The sequence below is a fragment of the Deinococcus hopiensis KR-140 genome (assembly GCF_900176165.1).
Lineage (GTDB): Bacteria > Deinococcota > Deinococci > Deinococcales > Deinococcaceae > Deinococcus > Deinococcus hopiensis.
Genome location: NZ_FWWU01000011.1, coordinates 147,186 through 166,360, shown reverse-complemented (window position 1 = coordinate 166,360; position 19,175 = coordinate 147,186). Strand labels below are relative to the sequence as shown.

Sequence of the window (19,175 nt, the reverse complement as noted above, 5' to 3'; positions counted from 1 at the left end):
AAGTTCGGGTTGGTGCTGAGCCTGCTGAGCAGGGTGGTCGCAGCGTGACACTCCGCTTCGCATGCCGTCGAGACCGCGTTGCGCCGGGAATACGACGCGGGGCGCCTGCCGTACGGGAGTGGCTCACCATCCCGGATGTCCGAGAGCCTGAACTGATCGCCCGGATGGAGGCTGAAAGGGCGAACACCTCCGGGCGAGTGCCACAAACAGGGGATGGAGCAGGAACTGGTGGGCTCCGAACAGGAGGGTGAGCGTTCCGATGGCAAAGAGACGTCGTGAAGGTGCGAGAGCCCCGCTGAATTGTGTCAGAGGTGAGGTTGATCGGCATATCGAAACGAGGAAAGACCCCGCGGGGAGCGGGGTCAGCGGGGTGGGGAGGGGATCAGGAGAGGCACTTAATCTGTTTGTAGGAGCGGGTGGAGACCGTTGGGGCGGGTTGCTTGCTGTCGGTGGCTTCGAGGATCAGGGTGAAGTCACCCTCGGGGCATCCGGCGAAGACGTCGCTGGTCTTGAAGTTCTTCTTGATGGTCTGCCCCGCCTGGGTGTTGTTCAGCGTTCCCGACATCAGCACCTTCTGGGTGGCCGCGTTATTGCCCTGCTGCACCTTCAGGGTGTAGGTCACGGCGTCGTTGTTGGCGTCTTTGAGCAGGGCGACGACGGGGATGAGATCGCCATCGTAGTAGCTGACGCCTTTGTCGGGACTGGTGATGTTCGCGCTGGCCGGGACATTGGCGGCGGGTTTGGGCTGCACGTTCACGGTGACCTGGGCCTTGCCGACCTCATTTTCCGAATTGGTCGCTGTCAGGGTCAGCGTCCGGTTGCCAGCGGCGCTGAACAGGGCAGCGGGCGAGCCGCAGTTGTTGGCGGGCATGGCGTCGGTGGCGACGGAGCTGGTCCACTTTTCCTTCTGACAATCGTTGAGGCTGGACGATCCCATCAGCGGCACAGTCACGCTGTTGCCGTTCAGGTACAGGGTTTCGCCTGCCGTTGGGGCCTGGATGGTCGCGGTGGGCACAGGCTGATTGACGGCCGTGATGTTGACGTCGATGGATTTGGAGGACTTGGCGCCTTCGCTGTCGGTGGCCGTGACGGTCAGTTTGCGGGTGCCAGTGGTTTTGAAGCGGTAGACCACGCAGCCGTCTGGTCCCACGGCAGGCAGGGCTTCTTTGTCGCTGGCGTAGCTCAGCGTGAAGGGATCATTCTCGGGATCCTTGGCCGTGGCGCAGATCTTGACGTCATCGGTGAGGGTCAGGTCGTTGCCCACACCTCCGCCAAAGATGTTGTCGCGCTCTGCGGTGAAGCTATTGATGACGGGCGCAGCGTTTTGCGCTTCGGCGATGGACTTGCACTTTTTGAAGACCTCGGCGGAGTAGGAGAACTCGTCGAAGAACAGGTCCGCCTCCACACCCACGTTGCCCGCGCCGCAGAGGTCGAGTTTCCACAGGGGCTTGGCGGGATACTGCGCCTTGAAGTTGGCGTAGGCGCGGGCCTCGCCGTAGGCACCGGCCACGCCGTACAGGAGCATCGCCAGCCGCACGCGGGGACCGACCTGCGCTTCGGCGCTCGCACTCGCCTGGATGCCGGAGTGCTTGAACGTCCAGTCCGGACCGCTCGACAGGTTCTTGAACTCGTCGATGTACTCCACCCCAGCAGACGCCTTCAGCGTCTGCTGTAACGCGTAGTTCACCTCACCCTGAATCTTGCCGCTCGCGTCGAGGTACAGCGTCACCACCGGCACGATCACCACCGTTACTGGGCCGATCGGCACCGTGATGGGCGAGAACTGCAGCTCGGAAAGTTTGAATTCCTTCTTGAACTCGTACTTGCCGCGGGCGTACAGCTGCAGGTTGGTGCCCTGGTCGACGTCCACCTTGGCGCGGAAGTCGAGGTCGAACCAGTTGACGTCCAGCATGAAGTCCAGCCCCAGGTTGAAGTAGAAGTTGCCCTTGCTGCCCGTCTGGTCGTCCAGGGTCTTCTCGTCCCCGTCGATGTCGTACAGCACCTTATTCAGCGAGACGCTGTACCCGTACGTCTTCTGCCAGTCGACGAGGGGATCGTCCGACTGGGCGCTCAGGTGGCCCTGGCCCGCAGCGCTGCTGGTGGCGAGTTGGACACCCGGGGCGAGGGTCTGCTTGGCGAGCTTCTCGGGCTTGAGGGCCTGCTGAAGATCGATGCGTCCACGGGCCACCGCGTCGGTGATGCGCCCCTGTTCGGCCTGCACGATGATCACGCCGCCCTCGCGCTTCACGTTCGTGACCTTGACGAGGTAACCGTAGGGCGCGTTGGGACCGGGTTCGCTCACCAGCACGTTGCCCGGCTGGATGGCTTCGGTGAAGGGGGTGGACTGGTAGCGCATTTCGTACATGGCACGTTTGCCGTTGCTGGGCAGCTTCTGGAAGGTGGTCAGCGCGGCGCGGCTCTGGGCGTCGGGAATGCGGGCCTCGGGGCGGATGATTGGCTCGACGGGAGCGGTGTCCCTGGGGGTCGTGCTTCCGCCATTGTTGCCACCGCCTGTAGAACCGCCAGGCGTCGGGGTCGACGTGCCGCAGGAGGAGAGGGTGAGGAGGCCGAGGGTGAGGGCAGCGGTGAACTTCAGGACAGTAGACATGTGACTTCTCCTTGTTGCGGAAAGGGGAGTGTGAAGGGAACTGGGTTTTGAAGTGGGCGTTGGCGTTCCCGCTCGGCTCTTGCCTGACTTCTGAGCAGAGCTTACGGAGAGGGGCGTCTACTCACCGTCCACCGCTGCGGTGGACGCAGCGCCGCGTCCGGTAGACGCAGCGCCTACTGCAGGCCTGGCCGCGGCGCCTTCCCCTGCACGCTGTGCTGGCGCACCAACTCACTGAGCCGCTGCGTCAGTTCAGCCAGCGAATCGAACCGCTCCACATCCCAAGGCCCCCCAGGACTTTCCAGGGTCCAGTGGCACCGCTCCCCTTCCTGCCGCCACAGGCGCACTTTGAAATCCACCGGTCCATCGCCATTGCCCAACACGCCGTTTTGCATCTTGTTCCTCCTCGGCGCGAGGCTAGCCATTCGGCCGTCTGCTCACCGTCTATTTGCGTCTGGAAGGGGAATGCTTCAACGGAAAAAAGCAGCATGCACCCGCATCTGTTCGTTGCGGGTGCATGCGAGCTGTGCAAGGTGATGCGGGGCGCGGAGGGCGCGCGCTGGAAGAAACCAGGCGTGGCCCTGGCCAAACGGCTTCAGGCTTGAGCTCCTACACGGCCCGACTCCAGCCCGTGGACCTTCGGCGCGCACACCGCAACGAAGGTCCCACAGGCCGTGTATACGTCAATGATGTCTTCCATCTTGGCCACGAGCTTGGCGCTGCGCTTGCCGATGCACCATGGCTTCGAAGCTCGTTTTTTTCAGACGGTGGTACGCAGCGACGTTGCTGATGAAGTTGAAGTAACCCCGCTCGGTCATCTGCTCGGCAAGGAGGCGCAGCGTCCAACGTTTGCGGCCCGCTGCACGCCAGCATGACGAGCTTGGCCTCAATGTCGCCGGTGATTTTAGGCGGCGTGACACTTCTGGACTTGCCGTGGAGTGCCATGTTGTAGGTAGGTGTGCTTGATGCGCCCGACGCGCCCAGGAGTTGTGCCGAGCGCATCGGCAATCTCCTGATGGCTGCGCTTGTGGCCTTGCGGTCGACCAGCAGCAGGATGCGCGCGCGCGACCTTGCGCGCACGATGGGTATCCGTATCGACAAGGCGCTCAAGCTCGGCGCGCTCGTCGGGCTTCAAAAACAGATGCGGGTGTTGACCCATGCCCTCATCAAGGATCAAACGTATGAAACTTCCTTGGCGGTCCGGTAGAGAAGTAAGTTGGAAATAGGAGTCGGCGGAGGTGGACGATGCATCGTGGCCCTTCATCGCCAGTCCCTGCCCTCACAGACGAAGGGCGACGCCAGCGAAAGTCGTGCTGCTGAGGGTTCCGACTTTTCGTATATCTGTCCCAGGTCAGGAAGACGTTCAAGTCCCACCGGCCTTCACCGAACGCCTTGCAGACCTCCTCTGTTGTGCTGCCTGACTTCGGTAAATGGCCGAAGTCGAGCTTAGTTCCAGCCTTCGCAGCTGACGTCTTGTTGGAAGTACTTCTTGCTCAGCCTGGCATAGGTGCCGTTGTCTTCCAATTTTGTGAACGCGACATTGTAGGCGGCGGACAGGGCGCTGTCACGGCGGGATGAACCGGGCGTCACCAACTGCAGGTGCTGGTTCCACAGAGGGGAGCTGATATGAAGCTTCTTGGCCCCGACCCGGTTGTACATCTTCAGGGCGTCGAAACGGTCGAGGACCAGCGAGTCAACCGAGCCCGACAGGAAGGCCAGCAGCGCCTGGTCTGAGTTGGCAAATACGTTGACCTTCTTCTCGAAGGGGAGGTTACGCACGTAATAGAAGTAGGGGCTGTTCGTCGCCACAGCGATGCGCTGTCCCTTGATGTCCTCTTCGAACTCGGGCCCACCGGGACGGCTGAGCAGCACCCCTCCGGTACAAGTGAAGGGCGCCTGCCGCGCAACATTGTCCAACTGCAGCGGCAGATTGACGTCCATAATCGCGTCGAGCTTGCCGGCCCGCAAATCCTTGACCAGCTGCTCAGGGGTGGCGACCTTCTGCCAGGTGACGCCCTTCACCTTGATATCCTTGGCAATCATGTCCACAACCTCAACCGCAAAGCCCGCTGCTTTGCCGTTCTCCCAGGTGACCAGACCGGGCGTGTCGGTGGAGAAACCGATTCTGAACTTGCCACTGCTCTGAATTTTGGCGAGGTCGCCTGCCTGAGCGTGTGCAGGAAACAGGGCTGCTCCCCCCAACAGGGCGGTCAGCAGGAGAAGGGGAGCGCGTGAAGCGTGAACAATAATCATGATAAACCTCGACAGACGAAGTGAACGAACTGCGAAGGTTGTGGCCAACCAACAGAACGTCTCTACCTGCGAAAGACAGGCATGGGAAGGGTGGGTTCTTTGACAGGAAGGATAGATCCGAGACTCTCTCTAATTTATGACAATCCTGAGTAAGCCTCCCCACTTGTTTCGTAAACAGGGTGAACTTACTAACAATTACGATGAGGCTTTTGCTGGGAAAGAGGAGAACGCAGCATTTATAGAAAGGGAACGGCAGCCACGGCTGCCGTTCCCTTCATTGGGGCGTTAAAAGAGGGCGTCCCTTCTTCAACCCCAACGCTAACTGTACTTCGGGGAAATCCAGAGTAGGACCAGGGAGGCCAGCATGACCGATGCTGGCCTCCAGCTATGCCAGGTGCTATGTCGCCCTGGGTCCGACACTTTCCCACTTGGTTTGCGCCCTTTCTAACGCACTTTCGCCACGCAGCACAACGGACTTGGGCACCGTTGTACGTCCGAGGATTGTGCAGCGCTGCGTCGCGGAAAAGCATGCACCCTCTGGCTGCCGTGGTCGCTCCTGGGAAAGAAGACCACGTTCAGCACTTCATCACCGACAGTCCCTGGACGACTCATCCCCTCGAAACGCTGCTGGCTGAGCGGGCCCAGCAGATGCTTGGAGGCAAAGACGCTGTCCTGATCATTGACGATACCTGCCTGACCAAGTTTGGAACGAAGTCTGTGGGCGTGGCCCGTCAATATTCAGGACAGGTGGGCAAGATCACGTCCTGTCAGTGTCTGGTCTCCCTGACCTTGGCCCACTTGCCTGTCCCCCTGGCCCTACGACTCTTCCTCCCGCAGGAGTGGACCAGTGATCCGGTGCGTCTTCAAGCTGCTGGTGTTCCACTGGAACACCAGCAGCCACAGACCAAATGGGCGTTGGCTCTTCAGGAGTTGGACCGGGTGCGCGAACACGTGACCTTCGGCATGGTTTTGGCGGACGCTCGGTCAGCGCGTGGCGCCTCAGTTCCGCCACGCGCTGACCGAGCGTGGACTGCTGTGGTCCGTCGGGATCACCCGCACGCAGAGGGTCTATCCCAAGGAGGTCCGATTGATCCCCATCCCCAAGTTCTTTCGGGGCAGAAGACCCAAGTCCCCCACCCCCTCAGAAGACCGGCAATCGGTCGAAGAGGTCCTCAAAGGTGCTGCCATGCAGCACCTGGTGTGGCGACATGGGACCAAGGGCCCCCCCTCTCAGGACGCTTTGCCGCCGTGTGCGTGCGTCTCGCCGATGGAGAGGAGAACGCGCAGGGCCAGCACCTTCCTGGGCAAGCCGCCTGGATTATTGGGGAACAACGCCGGGGAGAGGAACGCAAATATTACGTCTGCAACTTGCCCGAAAACACTCCACTTTCTCGTCTGGTGGAGGTGAACAAGCGCCGCTGGGCTTGTGAGTTGACGCACCGAGAGCTGAAGGACGAAGTCGGTCTGGACCACTTTGAGGGTCGTTCCTGGCAGGGCCTCTATCACCACGCCGTGCTGTGCATGGTGGCTCTGACCTTCCTTCAATGGTTGCGCTTGACCCAGCCCGATGACCTCAAAGGAAACACCGTTCCTACCATACGAGCGGAGGTGGGCCCCTGCCACCTCAATGCCGATCTTGTCGCGCCTGCACAGCTTTATTCAGTGGTCCCTGAATTTCCCCGAAGTACAGCTACAGTGCAGAGGAAAACTTATCTCCCAACTTACTTCTCTATCAGACCACTAATCGGCCTTATGAACAAAGAGTTGCTGGGTGCTTCAGACCGTTGGGTATTACGGCTTTTCGTCCTGAAGCGGTGCGGCCTTGTTGAAGTGGTTTGCCAGAACAAAAAAGGTAGGGGCCCATAACCCCACGAAGATGCCAAACCGCTCACCGTGCGCACGTTCCTCGGCAGAACGGCCTTGTCCGCCCTGGCTGGCCCAGATGGCGATGGAGCCGAGAATGGAGATGGCTCCGGCAGCGGTGAACAGATGGGCAATATTACGGTTTTGCATGCGGTGACTCCCGGGAAGCCATGTCCTGCAGGACATGGTCACGAAGTTGCGTGGCCAGGTGCCCAGCAGCCTTTCCGTGTTGATGAATGCACTATGGACCGAATCAGGAGAGCAGTGTTGCTGAATGTGCGAGAGGTCGTGGCTTCGGCAGTGACAATGAAGAGGCGCTCAAGAGGTGATGGTGAATGGAACAGTTCTATCCTTGAGGCTCGGGGTATGGGAAAGGGAAAATATATACGAGTAAGTGTAATAACCCCTCTTCCCGTCCCACCCCCGAAGTTCCCTCCTCTGCTCACCACGCACTGCACCTGTTCTCAGTTCGCCTCCGAAGTTTTGCACCCCTGCGCCTCGCGCGCTACGACTGTTTTCCGCCGCCTTGTGCGCCTGCACCGGCAAGAACATTGAGTACAGGAAGAGGGCAACTTCTGACCACCCTTCAAAACGTCCGGAAGGAGTGAAAAAGCCGGCCCCAGTCGGGTGTATCTGCGGTGAAAGCACCCAGGAGCAGGGCGCCCTAGACCGCAATGCGGTCTGCGTTCCCCCTGGACGCCTGACGCCTGTCCGTCTTTGCTGCTCTGATCCTGGCGATGATCCAAGCGTCCTGCACACGCTCAAGAATCACGTTCCCCTGCCCGGTCGTGGAGAAACGTGGGACCAGCGTCTGCAACGAGAACATGCAACTTTCGTTGCCCGAAGAACTGTTTAGCCGCTTTGCTGTGTCCTTGCTCCCGGAGGGCGAACTTGATCTGATTCTTGATCGGACGAACTGGAAGCTCGGACAGCGTGACGTCAACGTCCTCCTGCTGTCCGCCGTATGGAATGGGTTCAGTCTGCCGCTGATGTGGACCCTTCTCGCGCATGGCGGCTCCAGTCGCCAACGAACGAGAGAAGCGCTTCACGGGCGCTTCGTCACCACCTGTCCTGAGCGCAACATACGCTGCATCCTCGCGGACCGAGCGTTCATCGGTGAGCACGGCTTCAAATTCCTGGAGCAGCAAGGGATTGCCCCCTGTATCCGCCTTCCCGCTCGAGCCACAGGAGGTGGGTACGGCTTGCCCGTATCCGCCGCATTCAGGAACGTGTAACCAGGGGAAGTCCGTGTCTGGCACCGTCCGGTCAAGGTCTATGGCGTCTCTCTCCGCGTTGCAGCAACGAAAAACGCTGCTGGTGAGATGTTGTACCTGGCGCATCGCGGGCACGCCGGACCGAACCTTAGACACCTGGGCACAGCGCTGGTAGACCGAGAACCTACAGGCCGCACTGAACGCCAGAGGCTTCAACCTGGAGGACACCGGGCTCACCCGACCAGAGCGCGTCACGACGCTGCTGACCGTCGTCGCTGTGGCGTTGCCTCACCGGGCACGTTCAGGAAGCACAACAAGGCATCAAACGCAAAGCACACGGACACCGTGCGGTGTCCGTGTTTCGGTAAGGCCTGGATCCCTTCCAGAACCTCCTTTTGCATCCCTCCCCGACCTCATGGCACACCTTGGCCCGCGTTTTGAAGGGTAGTCGGCGTTAACCCTCTTTCTCTGGATTAAGCACGTCTTAGACTCACTTTAATCACGTATGCGTCTTTGTGTACGCTTCCAGAGCCATTCGCCGTACAGGAGGTCCAGGAAAATGAATGGTGTGTCCCGTGACCCCTCACCGGCCTGCGCTGCTCAACCGGTCTCTAAGGGGAGTGACGAACGGGTGGGACGGCGAATCCGCTTCCCCTTTCCCGCGCTACAGGCTGGATTCGAAGTCCGGGCAGGCTCGGATTGCTTCGGCGAATGCGGTCACCAGCTGGGGATCAATCCCTTGGCCTGCCTGACGTTGAAGTTCGGCAAAAGCAGCGGCTGGCGTCCAGGCGGGTTTATAGGGGCGCTCTGAGGTGAGGGCGTCGTACACGTCAGCGACTGCCACAATCTTCGTGAGCAGGGGGAGCGCTGCCCCTGCATTCTTCCAGGCGTCGTGGTGGTGGCGGGCGATGCTGACGACGGCGTGGGGGAAGACAGCATAACCAGCGAGCAGTTCCGCCCCGGCGGAAGCGTGCAGGTCCACCCAGGCGCGTTCCTCGCTGGTCAATGCGCAAGGTTTGTTCAGGACCAACCTGGGCACGGCCAATTTGCCGATGTCATGTAACAGCGCACCCCAGTGCAACTCCTGCCGCTGGACCGGCGTCAGGTTGAGCGCCCGACCCAGTGTGCGGGCCAGACGGGCCACCCGGACGCTGTGGTACAGGGATGTCTCGTCATAGGTTCCGAGTTCACCGAGAAGTTCGCGCACGATGGCTTCGACCGGTTGCGTACGCGGTGAGCCGGGACAGTGGGTATCGGAAACCGGGGCGTTCCTGGAGGTCGGCAGGAGGACGGGCTGGGGGCCCTGAACGTGGCCCATGCTCATTCCCTCTGCCTGGAAGTCCGGCAGCGAGGTGCTGGGGCAAGAGGAAAGGACAGACGAGGGGCTCATAGGACCCACCCTAAGCGACCGAGGATGATTGCAGGATGACGGGACGGGGGGTCTGTCCTGCATTGGGGGGGTGTGGCCACGCCGTTCTGAAGCGCGGCCTGCGTCAACGTGCCTGGCTTGCCGGTCCTCGGCGGGTGGAAGTCGAGCGAGCGTTGCTGGTCGGCCAGGAGGCGAAGGCCTCCCGCGAAGGGCAAAGTGGTTCAGAGCCGGGTCGTAGACGGAGCAAATGCAAGCTGCGTTTTCCTCGGATGGATCTTGGAACTCCTCCTTTCGTTGAGGTTTGGTCCACTCTTCTGAAGTTGTCGGAGGTGTTGGACCACAAGGTAACTTTGCCGCGGCTGAGGTGAACCATTTTCAGTGACCCGGGAAGGAGGTGGGAAAAAACCCCCATCTTCTTCCTTTATATATTCTGCTGTTCCCTCCCCAGCTGCAGGATTGGAGCAAATGGCAAACTGGGTTGTGAAGCAGGCGAATGGAAAGCAAGTCCATGTGGTGATGGAAGCGACCAATGTGCCCTGCGAGCGGCCAGCTCACCATTTCCACCGATTTGGTCTGCGGGTCAGCGCCGTTAACCCTGTGCAGATCAAGTACTTTGCCAGGTCAGCCTTGAGGTGCGGGAAGACCGATGCCGTGGATGCGGAGATCACCGCGCAGTACGGGGGTGTGACGCAGCCACCAGCCCGGACCCCTCCAGCTCGGGTGAGGGCCGAGCCCAAGCAGTTGACGCCGGAACGAGAAGCTGTGTTGGCGCAACGGACCCAGGAGGACACCCACCTCATGGCCTTAAAAGACGCTCAGCACGCCTCGCCTATCGCGATTCTTCGTCTCAGCAGCGTTTGGAACTGCAGCGCCAGGTTGATGAAGTTGAACAGGCGCTGAAGGCGCGGGTAGAACAGGATGCCAGCTTGGCGCAGCAACTTCAGTTGCTGCTCAGCGTCCCTGGATCTGCATTGATCTCGGCACTCACGGTGCTTGCGTAAACCGAGGGCTTCGCGCAGATCGGCGCAGGACGGGAGATTTCAGCAGCAGCTGGCATGGCACCCGCGCCCCGACAGTCGGGTGCGCGTCCGGGTCGAGGCAGGATCTCCAAAACGGGGAATACTCGGCTGCGGCGGATCGCTCATCTTTCTGCCCTTGGAGCCTCGAAGTCACGCAGCCGCTTACGCACCTACTCTCCCGGCTTGCAGGAGAAAGGAAAACCACCTCAGGTGGCTTTGATCGCCCTGGACGCAAACTGCTGCGTATTGGCCCGGCAGTTGTACGGTCCGGCCAACCGTACCAGGACAGCTTTCTTTCCCCGCATGGCCGAGCTGGCCCGACGTCAGGCAGAGCTTGACGTCCCGCCTACGAAACCTATCTAGGATTTCCCGTTCCTCACGTAGGATCTCGTTCTCTTTGCGCAGCCGTTGAATCTTTTCTCGGGCCTCAGGTTCTGACGCCCGAGCCTGGGAAATGCGGCATCACCTTCCTGACCGGCTTCTCGAACCCAACGCTGCAGGGTAGAGATGCCGGTTCCCAGATCCCGTGCGGTTTGCGTAACCGTCACATCTGGCCGCTGGGGGAGATGGACGGCTGCGGCCTGATTCGCGGGTGATTGCCGTTGAAAGGAGCGGTACCCGCAGTGCGGCCTCCAGACCGGCCAGGTCGACAGCCTCGGGAATCAGGGTGCAGTCACGCTGTCCCCCCTACGCTGCCAGCGCCCAGGAAGTTTTTCTCACCTGCAAAGGAGCCCACCATGTTCAAACCTCGTCTGCCCTCCCGCCGCCTTGCGTGGGCTTGCCTGCTGGGCAGCCTGACGTTCGGTGCCACGCTTGCGCGCGGCACAACCGCGTCACCGGCACCTGTCGTAAACCTCCGCGCGCAGATCGTGCGGCAGTTCCTCGCCCGCCATGAGGGTACTGTTCCGCTCTCGCAGGCCACTCGGGGCGTGCACGCGTTTACCCTGGAAGTCCACCGCATTCAGACCGAGATCGCGCCTGGCGTCAGGGTGGAGGCGTGGGCCTTCGGCTTCCCGGGTCAAGCCGCCACCGTCCCCGGGCCCGAACTCCGCGTCAAGGTCGGCGAGCGGGTGCGCGTCACCCTGGTGAACACCCACGACCAACCGCACGCCCTGCACCTGCACGGCATCACCTCCCTCGCGCAGGAAATGGACGGTGTGCCCCACCTCAGCGGCGAGGTATTGCCCGGGCAGTCCTTCACCTACGAGTTCGTCGCCACCGAAGCGGGCACCTTCGCCTACCACTGCCACTTCCAGACCAACGTCCACCTCGACATGGGCATGTACGGCGCCCTGATCGTGGAGGACCCGGACCACAAGCCGGTGTGGTCGCAAGACCACACCCTGATCCTCGACGAGTGGGACAGCCACCATGACGCCGCCAAACTCCCCTACCAGCCCCAGTACGACGAGTTTCTGGTCAACGGCAGGGCCTTTCCCTTCATCCCGCCCCTGAAGATTCTGGCGGGTGAGACGCACCTCGTGCGCCTCCTGAACGTGGGCGCGCAGCCCCACAGTCTGCATCTGCATGGCACCAGCTTTCTGGTGACCGCCAAAGACGGGCACGACCTGAGCGTTCCGTATATGGCCGACACCCTGCCCATCCTGCCGGGAGAGCGGTATGACGTGCTGGTGAAGGGGCGGGACGGAACCTTTCCCTGGCACGACCACAACAGCAACGCCAACACGACAGGGGGCCAGTACCCGGGGGGGATGCACTTTGACGTGGAGGGGAGCCCAGCGCTGAGGGCAGACGGCACCCCCGCGCCCATCCAGGCCCATGACCACGGACATCGGGACATGTCCGGCATGGGCAGCATGGATGTGTCCTCGACCACCGCCAGCAGCGTGGTCACGATCTCAAACTTCGAGTTCAATCCGGAAGCCGTCCACATCAAGGCGGGCGGGAGCGTGACCTGGGAAAACCACGACGCCGTAGCGCACGAGGTCGTCGTGACGTTGGGCGGGCAGGAAGTGCACCGTGAGTTACCCCCGCATGGGCAGGTGACCCTCACCTTTCCGCGAACGGGCACGTTCGCGTACCACTGCCTGCCCCACCCCTTCATGACCGGGACGGTGGCCGTGGAGTAGCGGGCGTTCCGCTTATCCCCAGCACAAAGGCCCACAACCGCCAGTCACGCTGCAATCAGGGTCCGCTTTCTAGCGTCTGAGGCACCGAGGCGAGCGCGGGGGCCGCGCACGCCCGGTCCCTCGCCCCAACCGCAGCCCAGTTCCTCCCCAGTCGGCACAACCATGGGCTCCCCCCCATTACGGCCACAGTCGGTGCCGCCGGGGAAGGCTGACCCTGCCGGGAGGCAGCGTGAGAATCGACATTCCCGCCGGAGCCTTGAGCGCCGATACTGCTGCTCAGCGGCACCGCGCCCGGGCAGCGCGGCCACGCCTACCGCCTGACCCCCGGAGGCACCCAGTTCGCCAAGCCGGTCAAACTGACCTTCACACGGACCAGGACGTGGAGGGCTCCGCACCGCAGCCCCTCAGCATCGCCTCTCAGGACAAAACCGGCGTGTGGCAGATGTACCGCAAGCCTGTCCGCGACCTCACCGCCCGTACTGTGTCCGTGGAGACCAACAGCGGCTGGTCGGTGGGGCGCCGTGAGGGCTGCCTTTCCACCCGCGGCGCCATTCAGACAAATGCGCTAAGGTCAAAGGTCAGGGGGCGGGCCCTCAGGGCCGTGTACTGCAGCGCGCCCTCCCAGGATGAGAACGGCCTCTTCGTGCCGTTGCCCGGCGCCCCACCAGCGGGTGTGGCTGCGCCATAGCGTCCTCAACGTGGGGGAGGGAAACAGCAGTGTGAGAACGTTGAGCGCCACCGGGACCAAGGGAGACGGTACCGCCAGCCGCACGTCCCCCACGGAGAAGCCCGGCAAGCCAGGGACGGTGGACGTGGAAGATCCCCCGAATGGCCCTCTCATCCTGGTCTTGAATGTTACGGTCACGGACGAGACGCCCGGGTGGCAGGGCAAGGTCACCTGCACCGAGACGGGCCCGTAGCCCCGAAACGTCCAGTCTGGCTTCGAGGGCTCCGGGCTGAAGACCTTCAAGCAGGTCCACACGTTCAAGGTGGTCGGCGTGAAGGCGGAGAGGGGACTCCCCGGAGGGGCTGCAGGACGCCAAGGTGGTCGGTCAGAACGCTTCCACCCACGCCGCGTCGCTCACCGGCGGGTTCGCCGCGACCGGGAATTTTCCGGGCGTGCCGACCAAGATCTGAAGGCGTGTTGCGCAGTAAGGAGGCGAGGCTCCAGAAACGGCGTCTGGGTAGGGGAAAAGCCCTTCTTTTTGAACCAAAACCAATCTGGGTTGGTTATGGTCGACCCAGACAGCGTTTTCGTAAACTTGATCTGCCACTGCGCAACCGGTCTTGAGTGGAACGGAACCTCAGCCAGGACAACTGAACTGGGGGCTCCTCACCAGATACGGAGGAAACCGCCTCAAGGAGGCACCCCCGGTTCCTTCCCGTGGGTTTTGGGAGCCGCGCTGCTCAGTTCGCCTCGTGGGCGAGGACGACCGGGTCGGCAGCGGAGCGCCGGAAGGCCACCTGGGCCCACTCCTCAAAGCGCGCACGGTACTCGGTGGGCACGTCATGCTCGGCGGTCTGCTGGACCCAGGCGCGGAGATCGGCAAGCGCCTGGGTCCCACGGTCAGGGCCGAGTATCCGCGCCACCCGCGCCCGCACCTCCCGCCACTCCAGGAGGCCGATCACCCCGGCAGGGTGGTCCTCGGGTGGGGCCTCCCAGGGCAGGGGCGGCAGCCCCAGTTCCAGCCGGGCGGCGTTGCGGCGCACTTCGGCACCGAGCGCCACTCCGCGGAAGCCCTCCTCGCGGCTGCGGCCCAGCACCGCCTCAAGCAGGGGCAGGCGTTCTTGCGGGCCGAACAGAGCTGCGCGGGCGAGGTCCAGGCGTGCCGCCCAGTATCCCCTGCCCTGCAGAACCCGCCCGGCCTCGCGCAGGGCTGCCTCCGCTTCCTCCCGGTGTCCCAGGTTCGCAATCAGGTCCAGCACGAGCACCCGGACCTCAGGGAGCTGGTTGGGCGAGTCCGGCAGGGTCCGCAGCAGGTCGCGCGCCTCCGCGAGGGCGTCGCGGGACGCGCCCAGTTCGGCGAGGACGGTCGCCCGCCACGCCCGCACCTCGGGCGTCCAGACGGAGCCGTGCATCACCTCCAGCCGCAGGGCCTGATCGAGGGCGTTCAGCGCTCCCGCCATGCGGCCCTGAGCATAGTCGCACCACGCCTCGCTCTCCAGCAGGAAGAGCCGCTGGGTCGCCATCGCGGTGCCCCGCTCGAGGTAGGTTGCCATACGGGCGAGGGCCTCACGGGCCGTGTGGACGTCGCCGAACCTGAGGTGCATGCCCGCGATCTTCTGCGCACAGGCCGCGGCACCCTGCACGTCGCCCAGCGTGCGGTAGAGCACCTCTCCGCCCTCGGCGTGGCGCAGGGCCTCGCGCGGGTGGGAGACGCTCAGGTACAGCGCCCAGAGGTCGTGGGTCTTGGCCTGAAGGGCCGGAGCGTTCAGCGCGTCTCCCACCGTGAGCATGCGCTCCAGCCAGGCCGCCGGGTCGGGCGAGAAGCCCTGTTGGTAACTGGCGAAGATCAGCACTTCGAGCAGGTCGGCTTCCAGACGCAGATCACCCGCCTGGACCGCACAGGCCAGGCCGAGCCCGGCGGTCTCCAGCCCCCGCTCCACCTCGCCCCGCATCAGCGCGGCGGCGCTGTCGATGCGGTAGGCCAGCGCCTTCTGGGGGGGGGTCCTCGCCCGCTCGCACATGGTCTGCGCCAGGGCTTCGAGGGAAGGGAGGTCTTCCAGGTAGAACAGCAGCTCCCCCTGCTGGCCCCAGGCTCCAAAGGCAGCCTCCGCCTCGCCCGCTGCCCAGTAGGCTTCTCCGGCCTGGCCCAGGTTCTGCGCAGCGGTGGGGTTCAGGTAGCGGGCCTGCGCCTGTTCGGCGGCCTTGACCCACTGGGGCGCAGCCAGAGCGGGTTTGCCGCCCTCCTTCCAGTGGGAGGCGATGCGGGCCGGGTGCGCGCCCTGCCCTTCAAGCGCCCGGGCCGCGCCCCGGTGCAACAGGGGCTGCACAGAGGCGGGGACGCCCTGACGAACCGCCTCGTACACCAGGTCGTGCGAGAAGCGCTCCCCGGTGACGATCTGGGCCGCGCCGAGTTCCTCCCAGGCGGTCATCAGGTCGAAGAGGGGCGCGCCCAGCACCTGGGCCACGAGTTCGACGTCAAAGTCGCGCTGCAGGGTGGCGGCGGCCCGGGCCGCCTGAAGTGCCGGGGTCGAGAGCAGCGCGAGGCGGCGCTCAATAAGTTGTCCCACCCTGGGCGGCAGGGGCAGCCGTTCGGGGAGGCCCTGAGCCAGCTGGCCGGTTTCGAGGAGGTGCCGAACGGTTTCGAGGAGGAACAGCGGATTGCCGCCGCAGTGGGCGTGCAGCCGCGCGCGCACCCCCGGGTCGTCCGGCACACCGAGGTCGTCCATCAGCGTGCCCACGCCGTCGCCTTCCAGCGGTTCGAGGTCGATCAGGATGCCCTGTCCCGCCTCAATCAGGCGCAGGATCAGCGCCTCGCTCTCGGGGGCCACCTCGCCCTTGCGGTAGGTGATCAGCATGGGTGGCAGCCGGCCCTTCATCCCCTGTGGCAGGGGCGTATTCCACATAAACGCGCCGTCCTGGTTGGACTCGTAGTCGAAAAACTGCCAGTCATCCGCCACCACGGCGGCGAGGCCCTCATTCCGCTCGGCGAAAAACACCTGCATGGCCTGCCGAAGCCGCAACACGTCCGACTCGCTGCTCAGGGGGGCCAGGACCTCGCCTTCCCTCGCCAGTTCGGGCAGCACCCGCGCCATCTCGCGCCGCACCCACTCCTGAAGGGGCACGTCGGGAAAGCGGCCCAGCACCGTCCGGGCATTGCGGGCCGAGGACGCGAAGGGCACCTGGGTATCACCCGGGCGGCCCTCGTACACCACGAACTCGCCCTTGCTCGCCGCGAAGTCCTGGGCCAGGCGCGTCTTGCCGGCCCCGGGCGCGCCCCGGATGTAGATGTAGGTCGCTCCCCGCTCCCAGGCCGCCTCCATCTGGGCCCACTCGCGCTCGCGGCCCACGAGGTGCGGCGGGCGCTGCACCGCGAGGGAGAGGGCAGCGGACCGGGAAGGCCTCGGGGCCGGCACCGTACCCCGGTCGATCTCACGGGCGAGATCCGCCGTCTCGGGCAGCGGGTCCACGCCGAATTCGCGCCGCAGCACCTGCTGGCAGCGCCGGTAAGCGCGCAGGGCCGCCGGGCGGTCGCCGGACAGGTACGTCAGCCGCATGACGTGACGCCAGGCTTCCTCAGACACCGGGTCGAGGTCGAGCAGCCGCCGGGCCAGGGCGAGGGCCTCTCCGACTTCGCCGTCCCGCTCCGCCCTCAGCAGTTGGGCCCGCAGCGCCCCGGTTCGCCACTCCTGAAGTTGTTCGCGCTGAGCCGTCACCCAGTCGTCGAGGTCCGGACAGTCGTCGTAGCTCAGGTGGTGCAGCAGCGTTCCGTCCAGCTCCAGCAAATCAGCGAGACGGCCCTGGGTCAGTGCAGCGCGCGCTTGCGCGGCGTCGACCGCCAGCGCTGGCCTCAGGCCCACCTCGTCACTCCCCCCGATCAGGTCCGCACCTGTGGCGAGGCGCAATTTGCGCAGCATCTGTGAGAGGTTGTTTCTGGCGGTGGCTTCCGGCGAATCGGGCCACAGCAGCCCGACGAGGCGCGAGCGGGACGTGGTGCCCTCCAGCGCGAGGTACGCGAGGCACGCCGCCAGCTTGCGTTCCAGCGGGACGACAACTTGCCCGGGACCCGTCAGGCGGACCTGCCCCAGAACCTGGGCATGCCACACCGCGCTCATCTCCGTCCCCAGGGGGAGGCGAGCGCGTCGAGCGGCGTGGGATGCATAGGACTGGACATCATGACCTCCTCGGTAGGCAGGGTTTCAGCCGTGGGACGGGAGCGGCTGGGGCCTGGGCAGGAGGGCCAGCCGCCCAGCCTGGGCGGCACCGGCCTTGTCTCCCGGCGCGTCCCGCACCTCAGCCACCTCGCCGTGAACGCGGGCGGCCTCCTCCAAGCGGTACTGGTCCTGAGCCCAGCGCGCGGCCCGCCGGAGGAACGGCAGGGCCGCCCCGGGCTTGCTTTCCTGCCGTCAATGCTCGGCAATGCTCCCAGCAGGCCGAGGAGCGGCGCACCGGGCACCTCGGCCACCCGCTCGGCGCCGAAGTCGCTCTGCAAGGTGGCGACCACGCGCGGCATACCGCCCGGCTGTCGCAGCGGAAAGCTGGTGCCGAACGTGAAGGCGCCCACCGCGTTCGTGCTGTCGCCGAAGAACTGCCAGCCGTCACACACGTTGCTGAGCAGACCGTCGTGGACGGCAGCGGTCCAGAATGTGTGGGCTTCACGCAACCGCAGCAGGTCCTCCTCACTGGCGATGACCGCCGTGAACTGACCCAGAGGGGCGATCTCGGGCGCAAAACGACACAACTCCGGGCGCACCCACGGTTTCGTCCGGGGCATGAGGTCCGGGCGGCGCTCCTCCTCGTGCCGCAACGTGCGGGTGAGCGCTGCCCAGGACTGCACCCGGTTGCCGGATTGCCGGGAGTACACGGTGAATTCGCCCTTGCTCGCTGCGAAACCGAAGGCGAGGAGAGCCTGGCCCGGGCCAGGCTCTCCGGGAATGGAAATCCACTGGCCCGCCTGCCAGGCCTGCTCCAATATCTTCCGCTCGCGCTCACGCCCGCTCAGGTGCTGGGGGCGCGACACGGCCAGGGGCGGTTCACGCCCCACTGGTGGGGTGGAGGGCATCGGGACCGTGCCACGGCCGATCTCGCGGGCCAGCCGCACGGTCCCGGGCAGGGATTCGGTGCCGAACCCGCGGGGACCGAGGTCGAGGAGCCCGCAGCCATGGACCAGGGCCGCCGGGAGATCGCCCGCCCGCGCCAGCCGGGCAGCCCTGTGTCGCCTCGCCTGGGTTCGCCATTCCAAGAGCCGTTCGCGCCGGGCCATCACCCACCCGTCAAGGTCCGGGCAGTCGCCGTACCTCTGGTTCTGGAAGAATTCCCCACCCAGGTCCAGCAATTCGTTGAGGCGGGCCTGCGCGGAGGCGCCCCGGGCCCGTGCCGCGTCCACCTCCAGTCCAGAGAGGAGGTCAAATTCACCGGTTCCAGCAGTGAATTCGGTGCCGTTGGCGAGGCGCAGTTTGCGCAGCATCTGCGGGAGATTGTTCCGGGCGGTTGCCCCGGGCGGGTCGGACCACAGGAGTCCAACGAGGCGTGAACGGGATGTAGGCCCCTCCAAGGCCAGGTAGGCCAGGTAGGCCAGGCACGCCGCCAGCTTGCGCTCAACCGGCGAGGCCGTCCCTGTGGGGCCGTTCAGCCGCGCCTGACCCAGAACCTGGAGGTGCCAAGTCGGCATGTTCATGAGGTCTAAATGTTAGCACTTCGTCCGCAATCAGGCCCCAATCATGCCGCCCCGTCTAGGCTTCCCCGACACTGCCGAGCGGTGCTGGAGGCCCACGATATGAACGACGACAGCCGCGTCCTTTCCCCCACTGAACACGAGGTCTACCTGCTGCGCGTCTGGTACGAGTTCGACGGGCCGCGCCCGGTGTGGCGGGCCTCGGTGCTGCTCCCCCACGACGACCGGAGGCGCTACTTCGCCACGCCGGAGGTGCTGCTGCACTTCCTTGGAAAGCATGTCCTGACTCAGCGTCCGGTGGACAGCGCTCCCCAGGACCTGTAGCCCTGATTTCAGGTCCACCCCACCCAACCCACTCCCCCAGTCACGCCCGAATCAGGGGTACTTTTCTACCGTGATGGGGCCAACAGGCAAGGAGACCCCA

Annotated in this window: 15 protein-coding genes and 2 pseudogenes; 10 read left to right on the top strand and 7 right to left on the bottom strand. The window is 64.3% G+C overall.

Annotated elements, in window-relative coordinates; all coding sequences use genetic code 11:
• Positions 1 to 382 precede the first annotated feature (382 nt).
• Entirely contained in the window at positions 383 to 2,608 is a 2,226-nt protein-coding gene (locus B9A95_RS30725; RefSeq protein ID WP_084051381.1) for a hypothetical protein, read from the bottom strand.
• Positions 2,609 to 2,781: 173 nt separating this feature from the next.
• Positions 2,782 to 3,000, bottom strand: a complete 219-nt coding sequence (locus B9A95_RS30720; protein WP_084051380.1) for a hypothetical protein — start codon at positions 2,998 to 3,000, stop codon at positions 2,782 to 2,784.
• A gap of 294 nt (positions 3,001 to 3,294) precedes the next feature.
• Between B9A95_RS30720 and B9A95_RS32985 the strand changes: the two genes are divergently transcribed.
• Both B9A95_RS32985 and B9A95_RS30715 read left to right on the top strand, forming a co-directional pair.
• Positions 3,295 to 3,480, top strand: a complete 186-nt coding sequence (locus tag B9A95_RS32985; protein WP_139807184.1) for a hypothetical protein — start codon at positions 3,295 to 3,297, stop codon at positions 3,478 to 3,480.
• An 83-nt stretch (positions 3,481 to 3,563) separates the two neighbouring features.
• Entirely contained in the window at positions 3,564 to 3,812 is a 249-nt protein-coding gene (locus tag B9A95_RS30715) for a hypothetical protein (RefSeq protein WP_084051379.1), read from the top strand.
• A gap of 239 nt (positions 3,813 to 4,051) precedes the next feature.
• Here B9A95_RS30715 and B9A95_RS30710 read toward each other — a convergent pair whose 3' ends face one another.
• Positions 4,052 to 4,858 (bottom strand): substrate-binding periplasmic protein, encoded by an 807-nt coding sequence (locus B9A95_RS30710; RefSeq protein ID WP_084051378.1) that lies wholly within the window; start codon positions 4,856 to 4,858, stop codon positions 4,052 to 4,054.
• A gap of 387 nt (positions 4,859 to 5,245) precedes the next feature.
• On the opposite strand from B9A95_RS30710, the pseudogene B9A95_RS37485 reads away from it, so the two are divergent.
• Positions 5,246 to 6,531: pseudogene (locus B9A95_RS37485) on the top strand (IS701 family transposase).
• A 118-nt stretch (positions 6,532 to 6,649) separates the two neighbouring features.
• Here B9A95_RS37485 and B9A95_RS30690 read toward each other — a convergent pair.
• Entirely contained in the window at positions 6,650 to 6,871 is a 222-nt protein-coding gene (locus B9A95_RS30690) for a hypothetical protein (RefSeq protein WP_084051376.1), read from the bottom strand.
• A 524-nt stretch (positions 6,872 to 7,395) separates the two neighbouring features.
• Here B9A95_RS30690 and B9A95_RS30685 point away from each other — a divergent pair.
• Positions 7,396 to 8,393, top strand: a pseudogene (locus tag B9A95_RS30685) (IS4 family transposase).
• A 206-nt stretch (positions 8,394 to 8,599) separates the two neighbouring features.
• Here the strand turns inward: B9A95_RS30685 and B9A95_RS30680 are convergent.
• Positions 8,600 to 9,325, bottom strand: coding sequence for an HD-GYP domain-containing protein (locus B9A95_RS30680; RefSeq protein ID WP_170928883.1), 726 nt, complete (start codon positions 9,323 to 9,325; stop codon positions 8,600 to 8,602).
• A 357-nt stretch (positions 9,326 to 9,682) separates the two neighbouring features.
• Between B9A95_RS30680 and B9A95_RS37480 the strand changes: the two genes are divergently transcribed.
• The 5 genes from B9A95_RS37480 (at position 9,683) to B9A95_RS30655 (ending at position 13,333) form a co-directional block, all read left to right on the top strand.
• Complete coding sequence (locus tag B9A95_RS37480; protein WP_425429996.1) at positions 9,683 to 10,204, top strand: IS110 family transposase; 522 nt, start codon at positions 9,683 to 9,685, stop codon at positions 10,202 to 10,204.
• Positions 10,162 to 10,305 (top strand): hypothetical protein, encoded by a 144-nt coding sequence (locus B9A95_RS34350; protein ID WP_170928868.1) that lies wholly within the window; start codon positions 10,162 to 10,164, stop codon positions 10,303 to 10,305. Before B9A95_RS37480 ends, B9A95_RS34350 begins: the two co-directional genes overlap by 43 nt.
• Before the next feature lie 18 nt (positions 10,306 to 10,323).
• Entirely contained in the window at positions 10,324 to 10,686 is a 363-nt protein-coding gene (locus B9A95_RS37475) for a transposase (RefSeq protein ID WP_425430000.1), read from the top strand.
• A 374-nt stretch (positions 10,687 to 11,060) separates the two neighbouring features.
• The gene (locus tag B9A95_RS30665) at positions 11,061 to 12,413 is read left to right on the top strand and encodes a multicopper oxidase family protein (RefSeq protein WP_084051372.1); all 1,353 of its coding nucleotides are present in this window, start codon (positions 11,061 to 11,063) and stop codon (positions 12,411 to 12,413) included.
• 719 nt (positions 12,414 to 13,132) lie between these two features.
• Entirely contained in the window at positions 13,133 to 13,333 is a 201-nt protein-coding gene (locus B9A95_RS30655) for a hypothetical protein (RefSeq protein WP_139807182.1), read from the top strand.
• Positions 13,334 to 13,820: 487 nt separating this feature from the next.
• Here B9A95_RS30655 and B9A95_RS30650 read toward each other — a convergent pair whose 3' ends face one another.
• Positions 13,821 to 17,192: an ATP-binding protein gene (locus B9A95_RS30650; protein WP_084051369.1), complete on the bottom strand. Its 3,372-nt coding sequence runs from the start codon at positions 17,190 to 17,192 to the stop codon at positions 13,821 to 13,823.
• Positions 17,189 to 18,754, bottom strand: a complete 1,566-nt coding sequence (locus B9A95_RS30645) for an AfsR/SARP family transcriptional regulator (RefSeq protein WP_084051368.1) — start codon at positions 18,752 to 18,754, stop codon at positions 17,189 to 17,191. The genes B9A95_RS30650 and B9A95_RS30645 overlap by 4 nt, the downstream gene beginning before the upstream one ends.
• Before the next feature lie 99 nt (positions 18,755 to 18,853).
• On the opposite strand from B9A95_RS30645, the gene B9A95_RS30640 reads away from it, so the two are divergent.
• On the top strand, positions 18,854 to 19,075 hold the full coding sequence (locus tag B9A95_RS30640; RefSeq protein WP_084051367.1) for a hypothetical protein: 222 nt from the start codon (positions 18,854 to 18,856) through the stop codon (positions 19,073 to 19,075).
• The last annotated feature ends 100 nt before the right edge of the window (positions 19,076 to 19,175 follow it).

Excerpts from the sequence above, each read along its gene's own strand:
- B9A95_RS30650 (WP_084051369.1), bottom strand. The coding sequence starts at position 17,192 with ATGAGCGCGGTGTGGCATGCCCAGGTTCTGGGGCAGGTCCGCCTGACG.
- B9A95_RS30690 (WP_084051376.1), bottom strand. The coding sequence starts at position 6,871 with ATGCAAAACCGTAATATTGCCCATCTGTTCACCGCTGCCGGAGCCATC.
- B9A95_RS30725 (WP_084051381.1), bottom strand. The coding sequence starts at position 2,608 with ATGTCTACTGTCCTGAAGTTCACCGCTGCCCTCACCCTCGGCCTCCTC.
- B9A95_RS30645 (WP_084051368.1), bottom strand. The coding sequence starts at position 18,754 with ATGAACATGCCGACTTGGCACCTCCAGGTTCTGGGTCAGGCGCGGCTG.
- B9A95_RS30720 (WP_084051380.1), bottom strand. The coding sequence starts at position 3,000 with ATGCAAAACGGCGTGTTGGGCAATGGCGATGGACCGGTGGATTTCAAA.
- B9A95_RS32985 (WP_139807184.1), top strand. The coding sequence starts at position 3,295 with ATGTCTTCCATCTTGGCCACGAGCTTGGCGCTGCGCTTGCCGATGCAC.
- B9A95_RS30680 (WP_170928883.1), bottom strand. The coding sequence starts at position 9,325 with ATGAGCCCCTCGTCTGTCCTTTCCTCTTGCCCCAGCACCTCGCTGCCG.
- B9A95_RS30640 (WP_084051367.1), top strand. The coding sequence starts at position 18,854 with ATGAACGACGACAGCCGCGTCCTTTCCCCCACTGAACACGAGGTCTAC.
- B9A95_RS30710 (WP_084051378.1), bottom strand. The coding sequence starts at position 4,858 with ATGATTATTGTTCACGCTTCACGCGCTCCCCTTCTCCTGCTGACCGCC.
- B9A95_RS30665 (WP_084051372.1), top strand. The coding sequence starts at position 11,061 with ATGTTCAAACCTCGTCTGCCCTCCCGCCGCCTTGCGTGGGCTTGCCTG.